Below are 21,899 nucleotides of genomic sequence, written 5' to 3'. Positions count from 1 at the left end.
CGTCGGGCCGATCCGGAAGTAGACTCCCCCCTCGTGACCACGACCGAGCCGAACCGGTGGACCGACCGGCGCAGCGACGCCGTGTCCGCGCGCAAGGAGGCCTACGAGCAGCTGCGGCGGGCCAGCACCTGGCGCCTGCTCGCCGCGACCAAGGCCCCCGCCGTCCTGGCCATCCTCCAGTCCGTCTTCCCCGCCGGCGACCGCCGGCTGCCGCGCAGCGAGCTGATCGCCCGCGTCGGTGCCCACCTCGAGCTGCTGCGCGACGACGACCACCGTGAGCTCTCCGGAGCCGCCGAGGACGAGGTCGAGGCGGGGGAGGGCCGCAGCGGCCGCAGCGCCGCCGAGTATGTGGACGGCTGGGTGCGCGAGGGGTACCTGACCCGTCGTGATGATCCCCAGCTGACCGAGACCACCTTCGAGCCGTCCCCGGCGACGATCGACGCCATCCAGTTCATCGCCTCCCTCGAGGAGCACCGGCCCACCACCACCGAGTCGCGCCTGCAGCTGGTGGTCCAGCAGTTCGAGCGTCTCGCCCAGGAGACCGAGACCGACCGCGACGTGCGCCTGGCCGACCTCCAGCGCCGGCGCGAGCGGATCGAGGCGGAGATCCGGGACCTGGCCGAGGGCGAGCTCATGCTGCCCAGCGCCGAGCACTCCGTGGACCGGCTGCGGGACATCCTGCAGATCGCCTCCGAGCTCTCCGGCGACTTCCTCCAGTACCGCGAGGACCTGCGCGCCGTGGACCTCCACCTGCGCGAGCAGATCCTCTCGCCCGAGTCCTCGCGCGGGGAGATCCTCGAGCAGCTGCTGGCGGGCGATGACCTGCTGGGCCAGTCCACCGTCGGCCGCACCTTCACGGCCTTCTTCCGCATGCTCAACGATCCGGTCCAGACCCGCACCGCGCAGGAGCTGGTGGACCGGCTGCTGGAGCGTGACTTCGCTCATGCCCTCAGCCGCAGCGAGCGCGAGCGCCTGGCCAACGTCTTCAGCGATCTCTACGAGCCGGCGCAGGAGGTCCTGGACGTCAAGACCGAGCTGTACCGCTCGCTCGCGCGGTTCGTGCGCTCCCAGGACTTCCGTCAGCACCGCGTGCTGCTGGAGGCGCTGCAGGAGGCGCAGGGCGTGGCGCTGGCCCAGAAGGACGAGATCTCCACGCGGGCGCCGTTCCCGATGGGCCTGGATCTCTCCCGGGTCCAGCTCTCCTCGGTCGCGCAGCACCGTCTGAAGGACCCCACCGACCCCGGGGCGCCGGCCGAGGCGGAGGTGCACGACGCCACCACCCTCAGCATCGACGTGCTGCAGGATCTCGTGCGCACCAACGACATCGACATCGTGGGCCTGACCGACCACGTCAACGATGTGCGCGGGCGCAGCGGCCAGGCCTCCATCGCCGACGTGCTGCGCGAGCGGCCCGCCCAGCAGGGTCTGGCCAGCGTGATCGGATTGATGTTCCTGGCCACCCAGCACGCCCAGGAGCGCGAGGGCTCCACGGAGATCGTCACCTGGCGGGAGCTGGACGGCAACGACTACGCCGCGAAGGTCCCCTCGTTCTACTTCCTCGACGATGTGCCGGTGGAGTGAGTGCGGATAGGTGAGTGCCGCTGCGGCTGCCGTCAGCCCGAGAGCCCGCCGAGCTCTGCCAGCGGTTCCCGCGCCGCCGCGCGCAGCTCGTCGAGATCCGCACCGAACTGTGCCATCCGGCAGCCGCGACCGTTGGGCTTGACCTCGATGCCCTCGGTCTCCCAGTGCGGGAGCGCCCGGGCGAGGAGCGGATGGTCGCCGGAGGCATTGGTGACCCGCCACCACGGAACCCCCGAGTCCCACGTGCGCATGATCCGGCCGACGAGCCGGGGGCCGACGCCCGCGATCGCCCCCACCTCGCCGTAGGCGGCCACCCGGCCCGGCGGGATCGCCTCCACCACGCGCAGCACGCGCTCGACGGTGACGTCGTCCATGCGGGTCCGCGAGCGATCGGTGGACATGCGCGTCAGTGTGCCACGCACGGGCCGTGACGCGCCTTGCCATTGACCGGACAGGGGTTCTGCTTATGGGCCTCATTAGTTAGCCTGCTGGGCATGATCCTCACCGGCCTCCTCCTCGGCGCCGCGCTCGGCTACGTCCTGCAGCGGTCCCGGTTCTGCGTCACCGGCGCGTTCCGCGACCTGTACATGGCCCGCTCGGCGCGCTACTTCATCCCGTTCCTGCTCGCCATCGCCATTCAGGCCGTCGGCGTCGCCGCGCTCACCGGCGCCGGCGTCATCGCGCCGGAGCCCTCCACCTTCGCGCCGCTGGCCGTCATCGGCGGCGGCCTCGTCTTCGGCATCGGCATCGTCATGGCCGGCGGCTGCGCGACCGGCACCTACTACCGCGCCGGCGAGGGGCTGCTCGGATCGTGGGTGGCGCTGATCTTCTACGCCCTCTCCGCCGCCGTCATGAAGTTCGGCCCGCTGGGCGGCTTCACCGAGGCCGCCCGCGCGCCCGCACTGGGCGACGCCACCATCCAGGAGACCCTGGGCGTGAGCATGTGGGTGCCTACGATCGTCTTCGCCGGACTCGTCGGTGTGCTCGTCGTGCGCCAGGTGCGCCGCAGCGCCGGCCGCGCCAAGGCCGCGTCCCTGCCCGCGCGCCGCACGGGCATCGGCCACTACCTCGCCGACGTCCCCTGGACTCCCTGGGTCGGGGCCGTGCTGCTCGGGCTCATCGCGATCGCCGCCTGGGTGCTCTCGACGGCCTCCGGCCGCAACGGCGGGCTGGGCATCACCACCCCCTCGGCCAAGATCGTCACCTTCCTGACCACCGGCGACATCACCCTCGTGGACTGGTCGGTGATGCTCGTCCTGGGCATCCTGGTCGGCTCCTTCCTCGCCGCCCGGCTCTCCGGCGAGTTCCGCTGGCGGGTGCCCGATGCCCCCACCATGCTGCGCAGCGCCGGAGGCGGCGTCGCCATGGGCATCGGGGCCGCTCTCGCCGGCGGCTGCACCATCGGCAATGCCCTGGTCGAGACCAGCCTGTTCAGCTACCAGGGCTGGGTCTCGCTGGCCGCGATGGTGATCGGCACCTGGGCTGCCGCCTGGTTCTTCATCGTGCGGCCCCAGAAGGTCGCCGCCGCGAGCCGTCCCGCGCCGGTGCTCACGCCTGCCGCCTGAGCGGCGCGGCCCTGCCCCTCGCCACCCCTCCCGCACTACTCACGCTTCGTCGACCGACCGACGAACCACCCCGACGAAAGGAAGCGCCCCATGGCCACCTACACCCTCGAGACCGGCGGCGACGTCTGCCCCTTCCCCCTGATCGACGCCAAGAACGCCATGCAGCAGCTGACCACCGGCGACGACCTCGTGATCGGCTTCGACTGCACCCAGGCCACCGACTCCCTGCCGCAGTGGGCCTCGGAGTCCGGCCACGAGGTGGTCGCCTTCGACCGCGTCGGCGACGCCGGCTGGTCCATCACCGTGCGCAAGGGAGCCTGAGCGCGCAGCAGGATGCCTGAGCGTCCAGTGGCGCCATGACGGCGGCGCCATGACGACGCCTGCATGAGGACGGCGGCCCGGGAACCCTCCGCGAGGAGGTCCCGGGCCGCCGGTGTTCCCGGACTCTCTCCGGTCTCGGCCTGCCAGTCGTCCTCAGGCGGCCGCGTCCTCCGCGCGATGCGCGGCCAGGGAGCGGGCCAGCAGCGCGAACGCCACCGCACAGACCGCGTGCACGCAGAAGACCACCATCAGGGAGCGGTCCATCCGGGCGGCGTCGCCGGCGGAGCCGGCGAGCGACCAGAACAGCCCGCCCAGCAGGGCGACGCCGAGGCTGAGCCCCAGCTGCTGGCAGGTGGTGAACAGCCCGCTGGCGACCCCCGCCGCCCACTGCGGGGCCCGGGAGAGCACCGTGTGCAGCACGGGCCCGTACATGCACGCCTGCGCGACGCCCAGCGGGATCAGCGCCCACTGCAGCGAGGCCAGGTCGTCGTGCCCCGTGCCCGCCAGCACGGCGATCAGCAGCAGGATCACCGTCTGGGCCATCGCCGCCCGCAGCATGGTGCGCTGCCCGGCGCCGGGCACCAGGCGGGGCAGCGCCACCGAGGTCGCCACGAACGTGATCCCGAAGCCGAGCACCAGCAGAGCGGGCCCCAGCGGCCCCATGCCGTAGCGGGTCTGGGCCAGCGAGGAGAGCTCGTACAGGAACGCCCCGTAGGTGGTGAAGAACAGCAGCGCCATCAGCAGTCCGCGCCGCACCACCGTGATCCCCAGCACCGACGGCGGCACCACGGGCATGATCCCGGAACGCTCCGCGCGCCGCTGCTGTGTCCAGAACAGCGCCAGCAGCACGATCCCTGCGCCGAAGGCCAGGAACGCCCACAGCGGCCACCCGGCGGAGCGACCGATGGTCAGCGGCACCACGATCAGCAGCAGGCTCGCGCCGAGCAGGAAGGCTCCGGTGGCATCCATCGCCAGCGGGGCCGAGGACCGCGAGCGCGGCACCCAGCGCAGCCCCAGCACGCCGACCAGCGCGATGAGCCCGGTCAGCACCTGCACCGCGCGCCATCCCAGGTGCTCGGGCAGCGTGGTCGCCACGACGCCCGAGACGAGCTGTCCCAGCACCGTGCTCACCCCCGCCATCGCGGCGAAGATCATCACCCCACGGGTGCGCATGGCCCCGGTCGAGGTGGACTGGATCGTCGACAGCACCTGCGGGGTCAGCAGGCCGGCGGCGATCCCGAGGGCCACCCGCAGCACCACGGTCGAGACCAGATCCGGGACGACGGCCGCAGCACAGCTCAGCGCCGCCATGGCCAGGGCGCCGATCAGGAGCAGGCGCCGCCGGCCCCAGCGGTCCCCGAGGCGCCCGGCGATCACCAGCGTGGCCGCGAAGGTGGTGGTGTACGCCGCGAGCACCAGCTGCTGCCCGGCGCCCCCGACACCGAGATCGGACCCGATCGCATCGGCCAGCACGTTCAGCGACCCGAAGGTGAAGTTCACCGGCATGTAGGCGATCAGCAGCACGGCCAGGCCGCGTGAGGTCAGTTCCTGAGGCGTGGACGGCGCGAGGCGAGCGGGGGAGGAGGAGACGGTCATGGAGTACACCTTCACGAGATCCTGATCCTGTGACCAGGAGTCCATTCATACTGGTACCGCCACCACCTGGCTAGCCGGCGCGACGCGGCGCACACTGGAGCTCATGGACCCCTCCGACGGACGACGCAAGGAGCTCGGCGCGTTCCTGCGCGCCCGGCGCGAGAAGGTCAGCCCCCAGCAGGCGGGGCTGCCGGCCCTGGGCCGCCGGCGCACGCCCGGCCTGCGCCGCGAGGAGGTGGCCCAGCTCGCCGGCATCGGGACCACCTGGTACACCTGGCTCGAACAGGGGCGCGCGGCCGGAGTCTCCGACCAGGTGCTGGAGGCCGTCGCCAGGGTGCTGGACCTGACCGAGGCCGAGCGGCGTCACATGCTGGTCCTGGCCGACCGGGCCCCGGTCCACCGCGCACCGCCGATCACGGTGGGGCCCGAGCAGATCGCCGTGCTCGAGCAGCTGCTGCCGTTCCCGGCCGCGATCCAGGACGACGCCTACGAGATCGTCGCCACCAACCGCAGCTACCGGTACCTGTTCAGCGATCTGGATGCGTACCCGGTCGAAGAGCGCAACTGCGCCTGGCTGATGTTCACCGACCCCGTCTGGCGGGGAAGCCTCGTGGAGGAGGAGCGCGTGCTGCCGGAGATCGTCGGGCGGTTGCGGGCGCATCTGGCCGAGCACCACGACGACCCGCGCTGGAGCACCCTCGTCGAGCGGCTGCGCGAGAAGTCCGAGGACTTCCGGCGCCTGTGGGAGCACCACGAGGTGGCGGACGAGCGTCCCCGCCGACGGGTGTACGCCTCACCCAGGGCGGGCCTGCTGACCGTGCACTTCCAGAGCCTGTGGATCGATCGGCGCAGCGGGGCGCGCCTGGTGGTGATGTCTCCGGCCGACGCCCTCACCAGGGATAGGCTCGAGCGGCATGCCGCTCTGCTGGAAGCCGCCCCGGCCTGGACGGCCCGCGAGGACGTCGTCACCTCGCTCGCGGGCTGAGGCCGGGGCCCGGCGCGAGGACGTCGCCTCTGCCGCCGGCGTCCTCGCCGACGCCGCGTCAGCGGCGCGTTTCAGGTCCCGTGCCGTCCTCCGGTGCCCCGTACTCGGGTGCTCGCGGCGGCCGTCCGCCCTCATCCTCGGGGCCGGGCTCGCCGGGCGCGGGCTGCTCGGGTGGGCGGACCGACTCGGTCCCCGGGCCGTCCTGCTGGGCGGGATCGTTCTGCCCAGCGGGCCCGACCCACGTGGGCTGGCCGCCGTCCCCAGTCTCGACGTGCGAGAGCTGTCCGTCGGCGCCCCGTCGGTACTCGGCCGGCTGAGCTCCGTACTGGTAGGTGGCGTCCTCCGTGGATTCGGGGCCGTCCTGGGCCGGACGGACCGGTGCCGGGCCGCTCCCGGACGGCGTCGTGCCGTCGGGCGTCCTCGCAGCATGGCGGCCGTGCTCGACAGGATCCTCTGTCCGCTCGGTCCGCTCGGTCCGCTCGGTCGGCTCTGTCCGCTCGTCTTCCGGAGCGGTCCCGTCGGCGCGAGCGCGCTCCTGGGAGAAGCTCGAGGTCGCAGGATCGTCCCGGTGAACCGGCTGGCCGGGTTCCCCGCGGCCGAGAGAGCTGGCCGTCGCGCCCGCCCCCACACCGCCGACCCGGGCGGCGTCGGCCACCGCCGGATCGGTCGAGCTGCGGCGCCGATCCAGATCCTCCGACTCGCCGTCGCGCCAGCGATCCCCGTCCGCCTCGCTGCGGGGTGAGCCGCCGTCCTCGCCGTCCTGTGGGAACGACGACGGGGCGGAGTCCCGCGAGCCCTGAGCGTCCTGAGCGCCCTGCGAGGCGTCGGGGTCCAGGCGGTCCGCCTCGGCCAGGCGCTCCTGGACCGAGTCGCGGGAGGACTCGACCTCCTCGCGCTCCCTCTCCGCCTCGGCGCGACGACGCTCGGCAGCGGCTTTCTCCTGCTCGACCGCCTTGGCCTTCCTCTCCGCGTCCAGACGCGCCCGGTCGGCCTCGATCTCCCGCTCCCGGGCCTGCAGGTCCCGCTCCTGGACCGCCTGCTCCTCGCGTGCGGCCTCCTCCCGCAGCTGTGCGGCCCGCTGACGGTCGTCCTCCTGCTGCTTGGCGCGGCGTCGCCGTGACGCGGCGGTGCCCAGCACGATCAGCAGGATGATCACCAGGATCACCGCGACGGCGATCGCGATGAGCACGGGCACTGAGACTGGCAGGTTGTTCATGATCGGCTCCTTGCCGTCGGATCCGCCGCCTCGATGGCGGGGAGAAACGTGTTCCCGGTCACGATTTCACCAGATACGGGGCCCGGATGCACAGAGCCGGCCGGCACCGCAGGCCCCTGGCACGGCGGGTTCGCGGCGGATCGTGCCGGCGTCGGTAAGGTAGGTCCCCGTGATCAGCTCAGCACTCAGCACCCCGGCCGACGAGTCCCGGGAGGACGACGGCGAGGGCGCTCCCTCCGTCCCCGGCGCCGCGCTCGTGGACGAGTCGCGACGAGTGCTCGTCCATCTCCTGCAGGGCCCCTATCTCGACGGCCGCCGCGATCCCGCCCGCTACGCGCAGCTGCTGCGCGACCGCACCGCGCTCGAGGCGCGGCTGGCCGATCTGTTCCTCGAGCTCGTCGTCGACGACGACGCCCAGGTCGCCTTCGTGCGCCAGAGCGAGGACGATCCCGACGCCCCCAAACTGCTGCGCCGGCTGACGGGCCTGAACCGTCTGGACTCCGTCCTTCTGCTGGTCCTGCGCCAGATGCTGCTGACCCAGTCCTCGCGCGGACAGCGCACCGTGGTCTCCGAGGCCGAGATCCAGCAGGCGCTGGCCGCCTATCGACGCACCACCTCGACCGACGAGGCCGGCTTCGCCAAGGACGTCCGCGCCTCGATCGCCAAGATCCAGCGCGCCGGGCTGCTCGACGAGCAGGGCGACGACTACGAGGTCTCCCTGGTGCTGCGGCTGATGATCGGCCCTGACACGGCGCGCGAGTTCATCGCGCTGTACCGCCAGGCGGGCGTGGGAGGTCTCGAGGACCCCACCGACGACGAGAGCGCCGCGGCCGACGGCGACGCGGCCGGCGGCACGGTCGAGGGGTCCGCACCGAGCGAGGACTGACGCCGGCGCGCGGACCGGCCGCGGGGCCGATCCGTGATCGACCGACTGGTCGAAGCCGCTGCGGTCCGTCGGCCGGCGCTGCCTTCCGTAGGGCTCCGGCGCAGTGGCCAACGCCTCCCTGGGCCGCAATTGTGCGCGTTCGGTATTGCGCAATACAGTGAGGCTCACCTGACTACGGTGAGGCTTACCTGACCACGGAGCGTACGGAGGAGCATGGCACTGATCAGCGCCCAGCACCTCCACCTCGCCTACGACCGCCGCGAGATCGTCCACGACCTCAGCCTGTCCCTGCCGGAGGGGCGCATCACCGTCATCGTCGGCGCCAACGGCTGCGGGAAGTCCACCGTGCTGCGAGGGCTCTCGCGCCTGATGCCGCCCCGCCACGGCTCCGTGGTCCTGGACGGCAAGGACATCCACAGCCTGCGCGGCAAGGACCTCGCCCGGCGGCTGGGGCTGCTGCCGCAGTCACCGATCGCGCCCGACGGCGTGACCGTGCGCGAACTCGTCTCCCGCGGCCGCTTCCCCCACCAGGGGCTGCTGCCGCAGTGGAGCGAGGACGACGAGCTCGCCGTGCGCGAGGCACTGACCGCCACGCGCACCGATGAACTGGCCGACCAGCGCGTCGAGGAGCTCTCCGGCGGGCAGCGCCAGCGCGTATGGATCGCCATGGCCCTGGCCCAGCAGACCGAGGTGCTGCTGCTGGACGAGCCCACCACCTTCCTCGACCTCACCCACCAGCTCGATGTGCTCGACGTGGTCCGCGAGCTGAACCGCACGCGCGGCACCACGGTCGCGCTCGTCCTGCACGACCTCAACCTCGCCGCCCGCTACGCCGATCATCTGGTCGCCGTCAAGGACGGCCGCATCCACTCCGAGGGCCCACCGGCCGGCGTCATCACTGAGCAGATGGTGCGCGAGGTCTTCACCCTCGACTCCCGAATCGTCCCCGACCAGGTCACCGGCACCCCGATGGTGCTCCCCCTGGGGCGGGAGCGCACCGACCCCACCACCGAGGAGGACATCATGTCCGCCACCGCCACGGCGACCGCTCCGGCGCACCAGCTCGTCCCCGCCCTCGAGCACAGCTCGATGATCGCCTTCGAGCTCACCGTCGCCGCGAAACGCTCGCTCGGCAGGTCGCTGGTGCGCTTCACGTTCACCAGCCCCGACCTGGTCCACTTCGGCGCCAACTGCCACCCGCTGGACCTGCGGATCAAGATGATCATCCCCGGTCCCGAGGCGAGCGCGGACCACTTCGCCGCGGTGCGCCCCGGAGCGGTGCTGGACCCGACCACGCACGCCGAGTGGTACCGCAGCTGGCTCCAGATCGATCCCGCGGACCGCGGCTGGATGCGCACCTACACCGTGCGTGCCGTCCGCGCGGCCGGGCACCCCGGCAACGTGGGCGCCGACCCCGAGATCGACGTCGACTTCGTCCTCCACCTCGATGACGAGGAGGTCCCGGGCAGCGGGGTCGCGGCGCGCTGGGCGCACGGTGCCGAGGTGGGCGAGCGGATCTCCATGCTGGGTCCCAACAAGCACCTCGTCGGCCCCGACTACGGCGGCATCGAGTTCCGCCCCGGCACCGCCCGCAACGTGCTGCTGGTGGGCGATGAGACCGCGGTGCCCGCGATCTGCTCCATCCTCGAATCGCTGCCGGAGACGATCAGCGGCCACGCGATCCTCGAGGTCCCCGACGCCTCCGACGAACAGCAGATCCTCACCCGATCCGGCGTGCAGGTCAGCTGGCTGCCGCGCGGGCAGCGCCCGCACGGCGAGCTGATGACCGCGGCCGTCCAGCAGCTGATGAGCGAGAACGCCCAGGCCTTCCGCGGTGGCGCGGCCGACGTTCCGGCGGCCGAGCTCGAGGACGTCGACGTGGACGAGACCATCCTGTGGGAGACCACCACCGGCCACGGCACCTTCTACGCCTGGCTCGCCGGAGAGGCGGGCGTGATCAAGTCGCTGCGCCGCCACCTCGTCAGCGACCTCGGCCTGGACCGCCAGCAGGTCTCCTTCATGGGCTACTGGCGCCAGGGCCGGCCGGAGAACTGAGCGCGCACTCAGTCCGCACTGAGTCCGCACTGAGCCCGCACCGAGCCCGCTCCGCTCTTAGTACCCTCTACGGGTGACCTCCGCGACCGACACTGCTCAGGACGGGCTCGACCTGCCGGGCATGCCCCAGACCGACGCGCCCACCGACCAGGTGGCCAGCAGCCCCGATCACCCCCACCCGGGGCAGTGGCGCCTGGTCGCGGTGCAGATCTCCAACTGGGGCACGTTCCACGGCACCCACGAGCTGGAGATCTCCCCGAAGGGCTACTTCCTCACCGGCGGCCCCGGCACCGGCAAGTCGACGCTGCTGGACGCGGTCAGCGCGCTGCTGACCCCTCCGCGCACGCTGCAGTTCAACGCGGCCGCCTCCGACGCCGGCCCGGCGCGCTCGAAGTACCGCCGCACCGTGGCCAGCTACGTCCGCGGCGCCTGGGCGATGCACTACGACCAGGCCACCGGCGAGTTCAGCCAGGAGGTGCTGCGGGAGAAGACGACCCTGTCCGTGCTCACCCTGCGCTACGCCGACGGGCTGGGCGGCACCGTCCAGCTCTCGCGTCTGCTGCTGCTGCACGCCGGCCATACCTCGGATTCGGACGTCAAGAGCCTCTACGTCATCGCCCGCACCCCGCTGGACGTCACCGACCTGCGCCAGTTCGTCTCCAGCCAGATCGAGGGCAAAGCTCTCGAGGCGGCCTACCCGGGGACCGAGACGTTCCGTCAGTTCCGCGAGTACCGCGCCGCGTTCAGCCAGCTGCTCGGCATCCCCGACGAGAAGGCGCTGGGACTGCTGCACAAGATCCAGTCCGCCAAGGAGCTCGGCGACGTCAACGCCCTGCTGCGCGACTACATGCTCGACGCCCCGCGCACCTTCGAGCTGGCCGATCAGGCCCTGGCGAACTTCCACAACCTCTCCGAGGTCTACGAGGCCCTGGTCACCGCCCGCGAGCAGCGGGACCTGCTGCGCGGGCTGCGGGAGAACCACGAGAACTGGTCGGCCATGCGCGCCCGCGGCGCCGAACTCGTCGACCGCCGCGCCGACATCGACGTCTACGCCGCCCAGCACCTGGTGCGGCTGCTCGGGGACGAGTCCGAGCGCCTCCAGCTCGAGCGCGACCGGCTCGGCGCCCAGCAGCGCCGCCTGACCCAGGACGTGGCCGAGGCCCGCTCCGACCTGGCCCAGCTCAAGGAGCAGCGGCGCCGCGCGGGCGGCGGTGAGATCGACGACTGGAAGCAGCAGATCGCCGGCCTCGAGGTCGAGCGCGAGCGCCGCCGCGAGCGGGCCACCGAGTTCGGGGCCCTGCTGGCCACCGTGGAGCTGGGCACGCCCGCCGGCGAGGACATGTTCCTCGCCCTCCAGCGCGAGGTCGCCTCCCTGCGCGAGTCCCTCGAGGCGGAGGAGAAGGGGGCTGATTCCGCCCGCTGGGAGGCCGAGGCGGAGGTCCGGGAGCTGACCACCACCCTGAACCGCACCCGGGAGGAGCTCGCCTCCCTCACCTCCCGCGCCTCGAACCTCCACTCCGAGGATGTCGCCCTGCGCGACCACATCGCCTCCGAGGTGGGCATCGCCCCCACCGAGCTGCCCTTCGCCGCCGAGCTGCTGCAGGTGCGCACCGGGGAGGAGGAATGGACCGCCGCGGCCGAGCAGGCGCTGCGGGGACTGGCACGCTCCATCCTGGTGCCCGACCGCGTCTACCGCGAGGTGGCCGCGGTCATCGACCGCACCAAGCTGCGCCGTCGGATCTCCTACAACCGGGTCAACACCGACCTGCGCCGCCCCGCGAAGAACATCGAGGAGCGCTCACTGGCCGCCAAGCTCGACGTCAAGGACGGCGAGTTCCACGTCTGGCTCAGCCACGAGATCGCCTCCCGGATGGACTACACCTGCGCGGACAGCCTCGAGGAGTTCACGCGTCTGAACCGCGCCGTGCTCCGTTCCGGGCAGATCAAGCACTCCGCGACCCGGCACGAGAAGAACACCGATCGGCAGATCAACGATCGCTCCCAGTGGGTGCTCGGCTTCGACAACCGCGCCAAGCGCGCCGTGTTCGAGGCCGAGCGCACTCGCGCCGAGCAGGCCCTGTTCGAGGCGCAGGCCCGGCGCAAGGACGTCGAGACCCAGCGGGAGCGCCGGCGGGAGCGGCTCTACGCGCTGCAGTCGATCAGCTCGGTGACCTGGGACGACATCGACGCCGCCTCGGTCGCCCGCCGGATCGCGAACCTCCGGGACATGGTGCGGGCGGCGGAGGACGGCTCCGAGGCGCTCGCCGAGCTCGCCGGCCAGATCGAGGAGGTCGAGAAGTCCATCGCCGAGACCGACGAGGAGCTGCTGGAGGTCGTCCGCAGCGCCGGCAAGCTCGGCGAGCAGGCCGAACGGGTCGAGGAGCGCCTGGCCGCGGCGAGGGAGCGCCTCGCCGAGTCGAGCCTGGACCCGGAGGTGGAGGCCGAGCTGGCCGAACGCTTCAGCGCGATCGCCCCCACGCTGGTGCTGTCCACCATCGACCAGGTCACCAAGGACGCCTCGGCCACCCTGGACGCCGAGCTGATGGACCTGACCCGGCGCACCTCCCGCGCCGAGGAGGACATCCGCACCGCGATGCGTGAGTTCTCCCGCCGCTGGCCCGCCCAGGCCGGGGACACCACCCCGTCCCTGGACTCGGCCGAGGACTACCTCGCCATCCTCCAGCGGATCGAGGAGGAGAAGCTGCCGGAGGTCGAGGACCGCTTCTTCGAGTTCTTCACCGGCAACACGCTCGGGGACGTGCAGGCCCTGGCCACGGCGATCGCCCGCGAGCCCGCGGAGATCCGCAAGCGCCTCCAGCGCATCAACGCTCTGCTGGCCCAGGTCGAGTTCCACGCCGGGCGCTACCTGCAGCTGTCGATGCGTCCGGTCCACCTCGCCGCGCTCGATGAGTTCAAGCGCGCCCTGGAGGACGCGGTGGCCGACACCGCGCTGAACGACATCAGCCGCGACCGCGAGCAGGCCGAGGAGCGCTTCCTCTCGCTGCGGCACCTGATGGACATGATCGGCGCCGCCCGCACCCGCGACGACCAGGTCTCCCGCGTCATCCTCGACGTGCGCCGGCACGTGCACTTCCACGCCGAGGAGGTCGACACCGAGGGCACCGTCGTCCACGCCCACGAGTCCGGCGGGCCCCTCTCCGGCGGCCAGAACGAGCGCCTGGCGACCTTCTGTCTGGCGGCGGCGCTGCGCTACCAGCTGGCCGGTACCGGCCAGGAGGTCCCGCGATTCGCGCCCATCATCATCGACGAGGCGTTCTCCAAGGGCGCCGGCAAGTTCATCACCGCCGCGATGGAGTCCTTCCGCCACTTCGGATTCCAGGTGATCCTCGCCAACCCCGGCAAGAACCCGCAGGCCCTGGCTCCGTTCATCGGCGGCGTCGGCGTGGTCTCGATCCGGCAGGATCGCTACTCCTCGGTCGCGCCCGTGGAGTTCGTGCCCGTCGACGAGTGAGCGCCACCGGGCGAGGGTGCGCCATGGGGAGTTCTCCCCATCGGCAGGATCCCCGCGGATCGCTAGCCTGATCGTCATCCGCTCCACCCGGGCGGAGGAACGAGCGCAGAAGCAGGCCGCAGCTGCGCCGAAGCAGGATGCGGCCGCCCGGTGCGGCGCGACAGGCGAGAGGTGGACAGCGATGCCAGCTCTGCCGGCCGACGGTCGTGAGTCGGTCCCCTCCCAGGACGAGGCCCACCAGCGCATCCGCGATCTGCTCGGCGCGGTGACCGCCGCCGTGCTCGAGCATCAGCCGGGCCTGACCTCCTTCGAGGACCATCGGCCCCAGCGGGACCGCTCCTCGGGCGGCTCCTGGCGCGGACTGGAGACCTGCTGCCACGTCAGTGCACTGCTGGTCAGCTCCGGCGTCCCCGCGGAGGACGCGGACGGACCCCGGCGGCTGCTGGGGACGGTCGACGCCGTCGCCGCGGCCCGCGGGATGGACCGCGGCGGGGAGCGGGAGAGCTACGCGATGCGCGCGGGGAGGTGGACCGGCGGGGACGGAGATGTGCTCGAGGTGATCGTCGGGGTGCGCGTGGCCGTGCGGGCGATCAGCGCGCCGTTCCTGCCGGGCTCGCTGGATCCGATCGCCTCCACCAGCCCGACGTCCCCGCTCAGCCCGGTGACCCCGGCTCCCCGGCTCGTGCGCTGATCCGTTCCAGGGCGGCCAGCGGGATCGGCAGCCAGTCGGGGCGATTGCGCGACTCGTAGAGCGCCTCGTAGGCGGCCTTGTCCGCCTCGAAAGCAGCGAGCAGGACCTGCAGCGCCGGGTCGTGGAGCGGCAGCCCCGAGGTGCCGGCGTACCCGTCCAGGAAGGCATCACGGGCGTGCGCCGCCCACAGTGAGGCATCTGCGCCGTCCTCGTGCGCGACCGCCCCGGCCACGTAGTCCAGGCTGCGCAGCATCCCGGCGACGTCCCGCAGCGGGGAATCGGGACGGCCACGCTGCTCCAGGGGCCGCAGGGGCTCGCCCTCGAAATCGAGCAGCACCCAGCCCCGCCCCGGGGCGAGCAGCACCTGCCCCAGATGCAGATCGCCGTGGATCCGCTGCATGGCCGGCCAGTCCACCTCGCCGGCGGAGGCCAGCAGGGACTCCAGGGCATCGCGGTGCCCGGCGACCTGCGGCACGGCCTCTGCGATCTCGCCGACCCGGCGGCGCATCTGCTCGAGCATCGCGGTGGCCACGGTGTGATCGGTGGCCGTCGCGCCGAAGGCGACGGCGAGGTCGTGGTGGACCTCGGCGAGGGTCGAGCCCAGCGCCCGGGCCGCTGCGGTGAAGTCCTCGCCGGCCCGGGCCAGACGCAGCGCCGTGCGCCATGCGTCCTCCAGGCCGGGCAGGAACTCCTGGGCGAACAGCGCGTGGGTGCGCAGCGGGCCGACGCGGACGGTCGCGGAGGCCACCAGGGACGGCACCCGCGTGCTGCCGGCGGCACTGAGTGCTCCCTGCAGCACCACATCCGGGTTCTCGCCGTGCTGAAGCACCCGGAACAGCTTGATGATCACCGGGTCCGCGCCCTCCGCCTCGGCGATCATCGAGGTGTTGGACTGCTCGCCGGAGAGCAGGCGCGTGCGCAGACCGGCGCCCCTCGGCAGCGGCAGCGGACGGCCGGCGGGATGACCCACGGGATGAGCGGCCATGCTCAGCGACGACCCGAGTGCCCCGTCCCCAGCGGCCAGGGCCGCGACGATCGCGGCGCGCCCGTCGGCATCGAGGGTGGCGTCGTCGGCCCGCACCGGGCCGCCCGGGACCGCCACCACGCCGATCTCGGAGCCCTCGTCGCGGGCCGCGCCGGGACCGTCCGGCGGCCTCAGCACGAGCGGGACCTGGTACAGCGCCTCCCCGGCGCCCTCCGGGGCGGCCGCCACCACGGTGAGGACGACGGCATGGCCGGCGGCGACCCGCAGCGGAGCCCAGCCCCGGATCGAGACCGTCGGCGTTCCGGCCCCCTTGTGCGCGTACCAGCGCTGGGAGGGCATCCAGGCCGCCAGCGGGCCGGTGAGGGCGTTGAGCACGTCGTCGAGCGGAGGCAGCGTGGTGACATCGAACGGGGTACCGGACGCGAACGCGGCGCCGGACGGGGAGGCGCCGGCCGCGGCAGCACCGTCCGCGGCGGGCGGGGAGCTGGGCTCGTCCATGGGCATCACTCTAAGGCCCCGTGCGGGTGCGCTTGCTACCCTTCTGGGGTGCCTGAGCCGACGCGTCGTCCCCGTGCGCGCGCGGGACTGCGGAAGGTCGCCGCGCGGGTCGCGGCACTGGTCGCGGTCGCGGTGCTGGCCGGTCCTCTCACGCTGCCGGCCTCGGCGCTGGGAGAGGACGGCACCTTCACCCTGCCGGTGGAGTCCGAGACGGTCTCGCTGGTGCCCGGGTCCGTGACCCGGCTGCCCCTGCGCGCCGTGGTCCAGGACGACGCCGAGGACGAGATCGACTTCGACTCCGCCCGCCTGGCGGTGCCCCAGGACCTCGACGAGGGCACGCGCGAGCTGATGGAGGTCGGCGACGATGATCGCAGCATCACCGTCCCCGGGGAGGGCACCTGGACCCTGATCGGCCAGGAGCTCGTGTTCACGCCGCTCAGCGGCGTCCAGGGTGCCAGCACCCCGATCGCCGTCACCATCGGCAGCACCCATGACACCCGGTCGCTGCCGGCCGTGCTCACCCCGGAGCTGGTGGAGCTGGAGGACATCTCCGTGCACGGCTCGGCCGGCGAGGTCACCGAGGTCCCGCTGGACCAGGAGATCCCCGAGGGCGGGACCGTGCGCCTGGAGCTGGCAGGTCTGCCCGCGGGATCCACTCTGCTGGCCGACGGCAGCAGGGCCACGGTCCCGGACCAGGGCGTGTGGCAGCTCTCGGCCGACGGCAGCTCGCTCAGCCACACCCCGTCGGGACCGGGGCTGGGCCGTCAGCTGGACCCGGTGCGTCTGGTCGTCGAGGACCCCGAGGGTGCGGTCGTGCAGGCGGGAGAGGTCTCCGTGACCGTCCCGATCATCTCCGACCTGGACTGGTCCGCCCCCTACGGGCAGGACATCCTGTTCGTCGTGGGGGAGGGCCAGCAGTACATCGATCCTTCCACCCTGCGTCTGCAGCCGCTGGCCGGCGAGGAGGGGGTCGAGGTCTCCGAGGACGGCACCACAGTGGTGGTCCCGGACCAGGGCACGTGGCAGCTCGACCGGGACCGTGCCACGGTCCGCTTCTCGCCCGAGAGCGACCAGGTGCGCACCACGGCGCCCATGGGCATCACCGGCGGGGACGGCGAGGGGGCGACGGCCGCGACCGCGCTGCTGTCGACCGCCTATCCGGTCCTGCTGGACCGCGCCGAGGCCGCCACGCCCGGCAACCCGATCCAGTTCGACCTGACCACCGGGATCCGCGACGTGCGCTCGGACTCGCTGCGCTTCGACCGCGAGCGGCTTCCCGAGGGGGCGGAGCTCTCCGAGGACGGCACCGAGGTGGTCGTCGAGGGGGAGGGCACCTGGACCATCGACTTCAAATCCCGCACCGTGACGATGACACCCGCCGAGGGCTTCGTGGGCGAAGCGTCCCCGGTGGGGCTCACCGGGCAGGGCGTCTACGCGGACAACACCGTCGATGCCACCTTCGAGGCCGTCGTCGCGCCGGAGGTCGCCACACTGCGCGACGACGAGCAGCTCGCCTCACCGGGAAGCCCGGTCACCGTGGACATCCTGGGCAACGACACCGCCGCCAGCGGCTCACAGCCGCTGGACCCGGAGACCGTGGAGATCGGCTCGCTCTCGGCGACCAACCTCTCCGAGCTCGAGGGGTGGCGCGGCAAGCGCCTGGTGATCCCCGAGGAGGGGGTGTACACCGTCGGCGAGAACGGCTCGGTCACCTTCGCCCCGGACGAGGACTTCGTCGGCCGCACCACCCCCATCACGTACTACGTGCGCGACAACGAGGGGGTCCCGGCCTCGGCAGAGCTCGTCATCGACGAGGACCCCACGCTCACCGGCTCCGATCGGTCCGGCGCGCAGGTCAGCGGTATCAACAGCCTGCTGATCGGGCTCTTGCCCTCGTCCCCGGCGACCGCGACCGTGTACCTCACGATCGTGCTGCTGCTGCTGTTCGGCGGGGGAGTGGCGCTGTGGATCGGCGTGCGCATGGAGGCCGACCGCCGGGCCTGGCAGGACTGAGCGCGGGGCGGACGATCCGGGACCGTCCCCCAGGGCCTCACTGCGTGGGACAGCCCTCGGGCATCTCGACCGGCTCCTCGGCGGCGGCGGACGCCGTCGCCTCCTCCTCGAGGCCGGCGAACCCGTCGCCGAGCAGCAGGTCCACGGCGGCGCCCTCGCGCGAATCCATCGTGAGCGTGGCGTCCGGAACCTGCGCGCTCAGGCTCTGGGCCGCGAGGTACCCGTCCGGGCCGTGGACGATGGTCGCGGGCCCTGCGGCCTCACCGGTGTTGCCCGGGTCCTCGAGGGCGAAGCCGCGCGCGGCGAGCTCCTCGGAGACGTCGCCGGCCAGGCCGGTGCGGCCGGTCCCGTTCAGCACGGTCACCGTGACCTCCTGGGCCGGCAGGGGGACGGCACCCGGTTCCGGGCAGGTGAGCTCGGCCGATCCCTCGTCGCCGAACGTCTTGGGGGCGATCACGCCGGGCTCGGCGGCCGGCTCGCGCAGTTCTCCCACCGCATAGAACCCGACCGCGATCACTGCGACCGCCAGTGCCGAGAAGAACACCAGCTGGGTCGCGCGCAGCCGGAGCTGCCGGCGCCGTCGCTGGTCCCGGCGGCGGACGTCGTCGGCCGAGCGGCCGTAGGGGTGGGAGTCCTGATGGGAGGAGGGCATGGATCAGTCCAGCGGGCGGTAACTGATCCCGAAGGCGTCCAGGCGGGGCAGATGCGCGCGCAGGCGCTCCTCGAACTCCTCCCAGCTCTGCTCGGGCGATCCCCAGGCGCGCTCGGCAAGGGCGCACATGCGGGGGAAGGCCATGTACTGCACCTGCTGCGCGGTGGGCATGTACTCGCTCCACAGCTGACCCTGGAGACCGATCAGCAGCTTGTGCTGATCCCCGTCCAGCCTGCCCGGGACCAGGTCGGCGGTGTAGACGTCCTCGACCGTGGTCAGGCCGCCGATGGCCAGCGGCTCCTCGTCGGGATCGCCCTGGTAGTAGTCGAAGTAGGTGTGCTCGCTGTTGGCGATCACCGTCTGGAAGCCGCGGGCGGTGGATTCCTTCAGGCCGGCGGCCCGACGCCAGTTCATCACCACGGTGTCATCGGGCAGATGGCTCTCGAGCACCTCGTCCCAGGCGACCACGCGCTTGCCGTGCTCGGCGAGGACCTCGGCCGCGAAGGAGGTGAACCTGCCCTGGATCTCGGAGACGCGGGTCAGGCCCCACTCGTTCATCCGGGCCCGGGCCGCCGACGAGCGCTCCCACTCCACCCGCGGGCACTCGTCGCCGCCGATGTGGACGTAGGGGCCGGGGAAGATATCCGCGACCTGCGTGAGCACATCGCGCAGGAAGTCGAAGACCTCGTCGGCCACGCCGAGGACGTGGTCGGAGATGCCCCACACCTGGCGCACCCCGAGCTGGACCTCGGGGTTGTTCCCGAGCTCGGGGTAGGAGGCGATCGCGGCCTGCATGTGGCCGGGCAGATCCACCTCGGGCACGATCATGATCCCGCGGCGGCGGGCGTACTCCACGAGCCCCCGCAGCTCGTCCTGGGTGTAGTAGCCGCCGTGGGGCGTGCCGTCGAACTCCCACGTGCCCGCCTCGGCCTGATGGTGGCCGATGAGCGTCTGGTCGCGCCAGGCGCCGACCTCCGTGAGCTTCGGATATCCCCGGACCTCGAGGCGCCAGCCCTGGTCGTCGGTGAGGTGGAGGTGGAGGACGTTCAGGCGATGCAGTGCCATCGCATCGATCATCGTCTCGAGCTCGGGGACCGTGCGGAAGTGGCGCGAGACGTCCAGCATCATGCCGCGCCAGGCGTGCTTGGGGTGGTCATGGATGGTCACGCACGGGATGGAGCCGGCGGCGCCGCTGACGATCTGGGCGAACGTGTTGCGGCCGTCGGCCAGGGCGGCCTCGCTGCCGGCGGCGAGGCTCGCGCCGTCCGGCGAGATCGACAGACTGTACTCGGTCCGGCCCAGGCCCTCGGAGAGGCCGACGGAGAGCGAGTCCCACGGGTCGTCGGTCACCCAGGTCCCCTCCGACCAGATGACGGACTGCGGCAGCGGGACGAGGGCGATGGGGTCGGGCATCAACTTCTCCTGGCACGGCGGCGTCGGCGATGATCCGTTCCAGTTTGCCATGGAGACGCGGGTCACGACGCATCCGCCCCGTGCGCCGTGCGCCGTGCGCTGTGGCTGCCGTGGCTGCTGTGGCTGCGATGGTCGTCGTGCTCGCCGTCCCCGGACGCACGGGAGCCCGGCCGGCGATGCCGACCGGGCTCCCTCACGCCGCCCTGCTCCTTCCCGGTGACGCTGATGCGTCGAGCAGGCCGCCGTGGTCCTGAGGCGTCGTCTCAGCGGTAGCTGACGAAGACGTGCGGCGAGTTCCAGATGGAACGCTCGACGACCTTCTGGCGCGAGCCGGAGGCGTCGATGATCTTCCCGTTGCCGACATAGATGCCCATGTGGCCGTAGTCGTTCGACGTGAAGGCCACGAGGTCACCTGGCTGAGCCTGCGACCGGGGGATGATCTTCCCGCCGAAGGTGTATCCCTTCGCCGTCTTGCGCGGCAGATCGATGCCCGCCGAGTTGTAGGCGTAGTGGACCAGACCGGAGCAGTCGAAACCGGTCGAGGGCGACTCGCCGCCCCACGTGTAGCGCGCACCGAGCTGCGACCGGGCCGCGTTGATGACGGCCTGGCCGTTGATCGAGGTGCCCGACGTCGAGTCACGACCGTCGCCACGGCTGGAGCCGCCGTCGGAGATCCGCACGTCGGAGTAGACGGCGTTCCAGGTATTGGGGCCGACGACCCCGTCCACCTTGATGCCGGCGGCCGACTGCAGACCCCGCACCGCACTGGCGGTGCGGCTGCCGAAGACGCCGTCCACCGTGAGGGACGAACCGCGATCGTTCAGCGCGCTCTGCAGGGTGCGCACGGCGGAGCCGCGGCTGCCCTCGCGGAGCTTGGGCTGCGAGGACGACGGCGCCGAGGTGCCGCTGCCGGAGCTGCTGCCGCCCGCCAGGGCGCCCCACGTGTTCGGCCCGACGACTCCGTCCACGGCGATCCGGGCCGAGGACTGGAAGTTCTTCACCGCCCGCAGCGTGTTGGGGCCGAAGACGCCATCGGTGGCGATGGACGCGCCCTTGGCGTTCAGCTGGCTCTGGAGGTGGCTGACGGCGTCGCCGCGAGCGCCCAGACGCAGCTTCACCGCGGAGTACTTGGAGGAGGGCGCGGCCGGGGCGACGGTCGGCGCGGTGGCACCGCGGACCGTGCCGACGGTTGCAGGGGCGGGAGCGGGGCTCTGGGCCCGGGCCGTATCGGCGCCGGTGAACGCGGCGCCGGCGGTGACGGCGCCGAGGACGGCGACGCCTCCGACGCCTCGGCCGACCGGGGCCGCGAGCCCGCGATAATCGATCACTGCACGGCCGGGTGCCCGGTGCGTGCTTCGTGGAGCGGTGCGGAACATCTGTGAGTGTCACTTTCTCCGTCGCCACGCAGGCGCCCCCGCGCGACGCGCGAGACCTGCGCCCGTCACCCAGGGAAGTGGAGGAAGCGACCGAGCCGGTGACGGGAAGGCGGCGTCTCGGTCAGTGCCCCAGCTACGGGCGGCACCAGCGCCACTGTATGTGCAGGTCAGACCCCTACCACAGGGGAGTTTGCTCGCAGAAATGCACGTCTTTACCAAGATTTTGCCAAAAAAGCCGAATTCTCGCCGTGTTGTCCTCGTGCCTCGAAAAGCAGTGTGGTAGTTACACCGTTGTCATTCACGCCCCGAAAACCGCGGCCGATGACGTCGATGCGTCCGAGGATTCCACCTGCGTCGAGCAATCCGTCGAGCAATCCTGGGTGGCAGGGAAAGGCGGGCCGGAAATACGTCAGGGCCGCGAGTGCGTCTGACGACGTTCTCGCGGCCCTGAGCCCAGTGGTCGGGGTGACAGTGTCTTGGTTCAGGACATCGGAATGGGATGTCTCGGGACATCGGCATAGCGTGTTGCAGGACATCGGCATGAGTCTCAGGCATGTCGAAGCGTCGGTTGGTTGTCACTGCTGTCCTTGCTGG

General features: G+C 72.1%; 16 protein-coding genes. 9 read left to right on the top strand and 7 right to left on the bottom strand.

What is annotated here, in order from left to right; genetic code table 11:
* The first annotated feature begins 33 nt into the window (after window positions 1-33).
* A complete protein-coding gene (locus tag ACFQS2_RS07025; RefSeq protein ID WP_377793145.1) occupies window positions 34-1,581 on the top strand; it encodes a DUF3375 domain-containing protein in 1,548 nt (515 codons plus the stop codon).
* Between the two features lie 32 nt (window positions 1,582-1,613).
* Here ACFQS2_RS07025 and ACFQS2_RS07020 read toward each other — a convergent pair whose 3' ends face one another.
* Window positions 1,614-1,982, bottom strand: coding sequence for an MGMT family protein (locus ACFQS2_RS07020; RefSeq protein WP_377793143.1), 369 nt, complete (start codon window positions 1,980-1,982; stop codon window positions 1,614-1,616).
* Window positions 1,983-2,075: 93 nt separating this feature from the next.
* Between ACFQS2_RS07020 and ACFQS2_RS07015 the strand changes: the two genes are divergently transcribed.
* Window positions 2,076-3,146, top strand: coding sequence for a YeeE/YedE family protein (locus tag ACFQS2_RS07015; RefSeq protein WP_377793141.1), 1,071 nt, complete (start codon window positions 2,076-2,078; stop codon window positions 3,144-3,146).
* 90 nt (window positions 3,147-3,236) lie between these two features.
* Window positions 3,237-3,467 carry a sulfurtransferase TusA family protein gene (locus tag ACFQS2_RS07010; protein ID WP_377018344.1) on the top strand — a complete coding sequence of 77 codons (231 nt, stop codon included), beginning with the start codon at window positions 3,237-3,239 and terminating at the stop codon, window positions 3,465-3,467.
* Window positions 3,468-3,620: 153 nt separating this feature from the next.
* Here the strand turns inward: ACFQS2_RS07010 and ACFQS2_RS07005 are convergent, their stop codons facing one another.
* Window positions 3,621-5,063, bottom strand: coding sequence for an MFS transporter (locus ACFQS2_RS07005; RefSeq protein ID WP_377018343.1), 1,443 nt, complete (start codon window positions 5,061-5,063; stop codon window positions 3,621-3,623).
* 103 nt (window positions 5,064-5,166) lie between these two features.
* Between ACFQS2_RS07005 and ACFQS2_RS07000 the strand changes: the two genes are divergently transcribed.
* Complete coding sequence (locus ACFQS2_RS07000; protein WP_377793139.1) at window positions 5,167-6,048, top strand: helix-turn-helix transcriptional regulator; 882 nt, start codon at window positions 5,167-5,169, stop codon at window positions 6,046-6,048.
* A gap of 58 nt (window positions 6,049-6,106) precedes the next feature.
* Here ACFQS2_RS07000 and ACFQS2_RS06995 read toward each other — a convergent pair whose 3' ends face one another.
* Complete coding sequence (locus tag ACFQS2_RS06995) at window positions 6,107-7,264, bottom strand: hypothetical protein (protein WP_377793138.1); 1,158 nt, start codon at window positions 7,262-7,264, stop codon at window positions 6,107-6,109.
* A 169-nt stretch (window positions 7,265-7,433) separates the two neighbouring features.
* Between ACFQS2_RS06995 and ACFQS2_RS06990 the strand changes: the two genes are divergently transcribed.
* The 4 genes from ACFQS2_RS06990 (at window position 7,434) to ACFQS2_RS06975 (ending at window position 14,368) form a co-directional block, all read left to right on the top strand.
* Entirely contained in the window at window positions 7,434-8,150 is a 717-nt protein-coding gene (locus tag ACFQS2_RS06990; protein ID WP_377793136.1) for a DUF4194 domain-containing protein, read from the top strand.
* A gap of 213 nt (window positions 8,151-8,363) precedes the next feature.
* Window positions 8,364-10,205, top strand: a complete 1,842-nt coding sequence (locus ACFQS2_RS06985; RefSeq protein WP_377018339.1) for an SIP domain-containing protein — start codon at window positions 8,364-8,366, stop codon at window positions 10,203-10,205.
* 73 nt (window positions 10,206-10,278) lie between these two features.
* Window positions 10,279-13,677, top strand: coding sequence for an ATP-binding protein (locus ACFQS2_RS06980; RefSeq protein ID WP_377018338.1), 3,399 nt, complete (start codon window positions 10,279-10,281; stop codon window positions 13,675-13,677).
* 181 nt (window positions 13,678-13,858) lie between these two features.
* Window positions 13,859-14,368 carry a hypothetical protein gene (locus tag ACFQS2_RS06975; RefSeq protein WP_377018337.1) on the top strand — a complete coding sequence of 170 codons (510 nt, stop codon included), beginning with the start codon at window positions 13,859-13,861 and terminating at the stop codon, window positions 14,366-14,368.
* Here the strand turns inward: ACFQS2_RS06975 and ACFQS2_RS06970 are convergent.
* A complete protein-coding gene (locus ACFQS2_RS06970; protein ID WP_377018336.1) occupies window positions 14,331-15,851 on the bottom strand; it encodes a trehalose biosynthesis protein in 1,521 nt (506 codons plus the stop codon). The genes ACFQS2_RS06975 and ACFQS2_RS06970 overlap by 38 nt on opposite strands.
* Before the next feature lie 48 nt (window positions 15,852-15,899).
* Here ACFQS2_RS06970 and ACFQS2_RS06965 point away from each other — a divergent pair, with 48 nt between their 5' ends.
* The gene (locus ACFQS2_RS06965) at window positions 15,900-17,864 is read left to right on the top strand and encodes an Ig-like domain-containing protein (protein ID WP_377018335.1); all 1,965 of its coding nucleotides are present in this window, start codon (window positions 15,900-15,902) and stop codon (window positions 17,862-17,864) included.
* A 37-nt stretch (window positions 17,865-17,901) separates the two neighbouring features.
* Here ACFQS2_RS06965 and ACFQS2_RS06960 read toward each other — a convergent pair whose 3' ends face one another.
* The 3 genes from ACFQS2_RS06960 to ACFQS2_RS06950 form a co-directional block, all read right to left on the bottom strand.
* Window positions 17,902-18,516 carry a LytR C-terminal domain-containing protein gene (locus tag ACFQS2_RS06960; RefSeq protein WP_377018334.1) on the bottom strand — a complete coding sequence of 205 codons (615 nt, stop codon included), beginning with the start codon at window positions 18,514-18,516 and terminating at the stop codon, window positions 17,902-17,904.
* A 3-nt stretch (window positions 18,517-18,519) separates the two neighbouring features.
* Window positions 18,520-19,929 (bottom strand): beta-N-acetylhexosaminidase, encoded by a 1,410-nt coding sequence (locus ACFQS2_RS06955; protein WP_377793134.1) that lies wholly within the window; start codon window positions 19,927-19,929, stop codon window positions 18,520-18,522.
* Between the two features lie 263 nt (window positions 19,930-20,192).
* A complete protein-coding gene (locus ACFQS2_RS06950) occupies window positions 20,193-21,257 on the bottom strand; it encodes a peptidoglycan-binding protein (RefSeq protein ID WP_377793133.1) in 1,065 nt (354 codons plus the stop codon).
* Window positions 21,258-21,899: the final 642 nt, after the last annotated feature.

It is taken from the genome of Brachybacterium sp. GCM10030267 (assembly GCF_042666875.1).
Classification (GTDB): domain Bacteria; phylum Actinomycetota; class Actinomycetes; order Actinomycetales; family Dermabacteraceae; genus Brachybacterium.
Note: the sequence above shows the minus strand (reverse complement) of the source record. Positions and strands in the feature narration are given on the sequence as shown.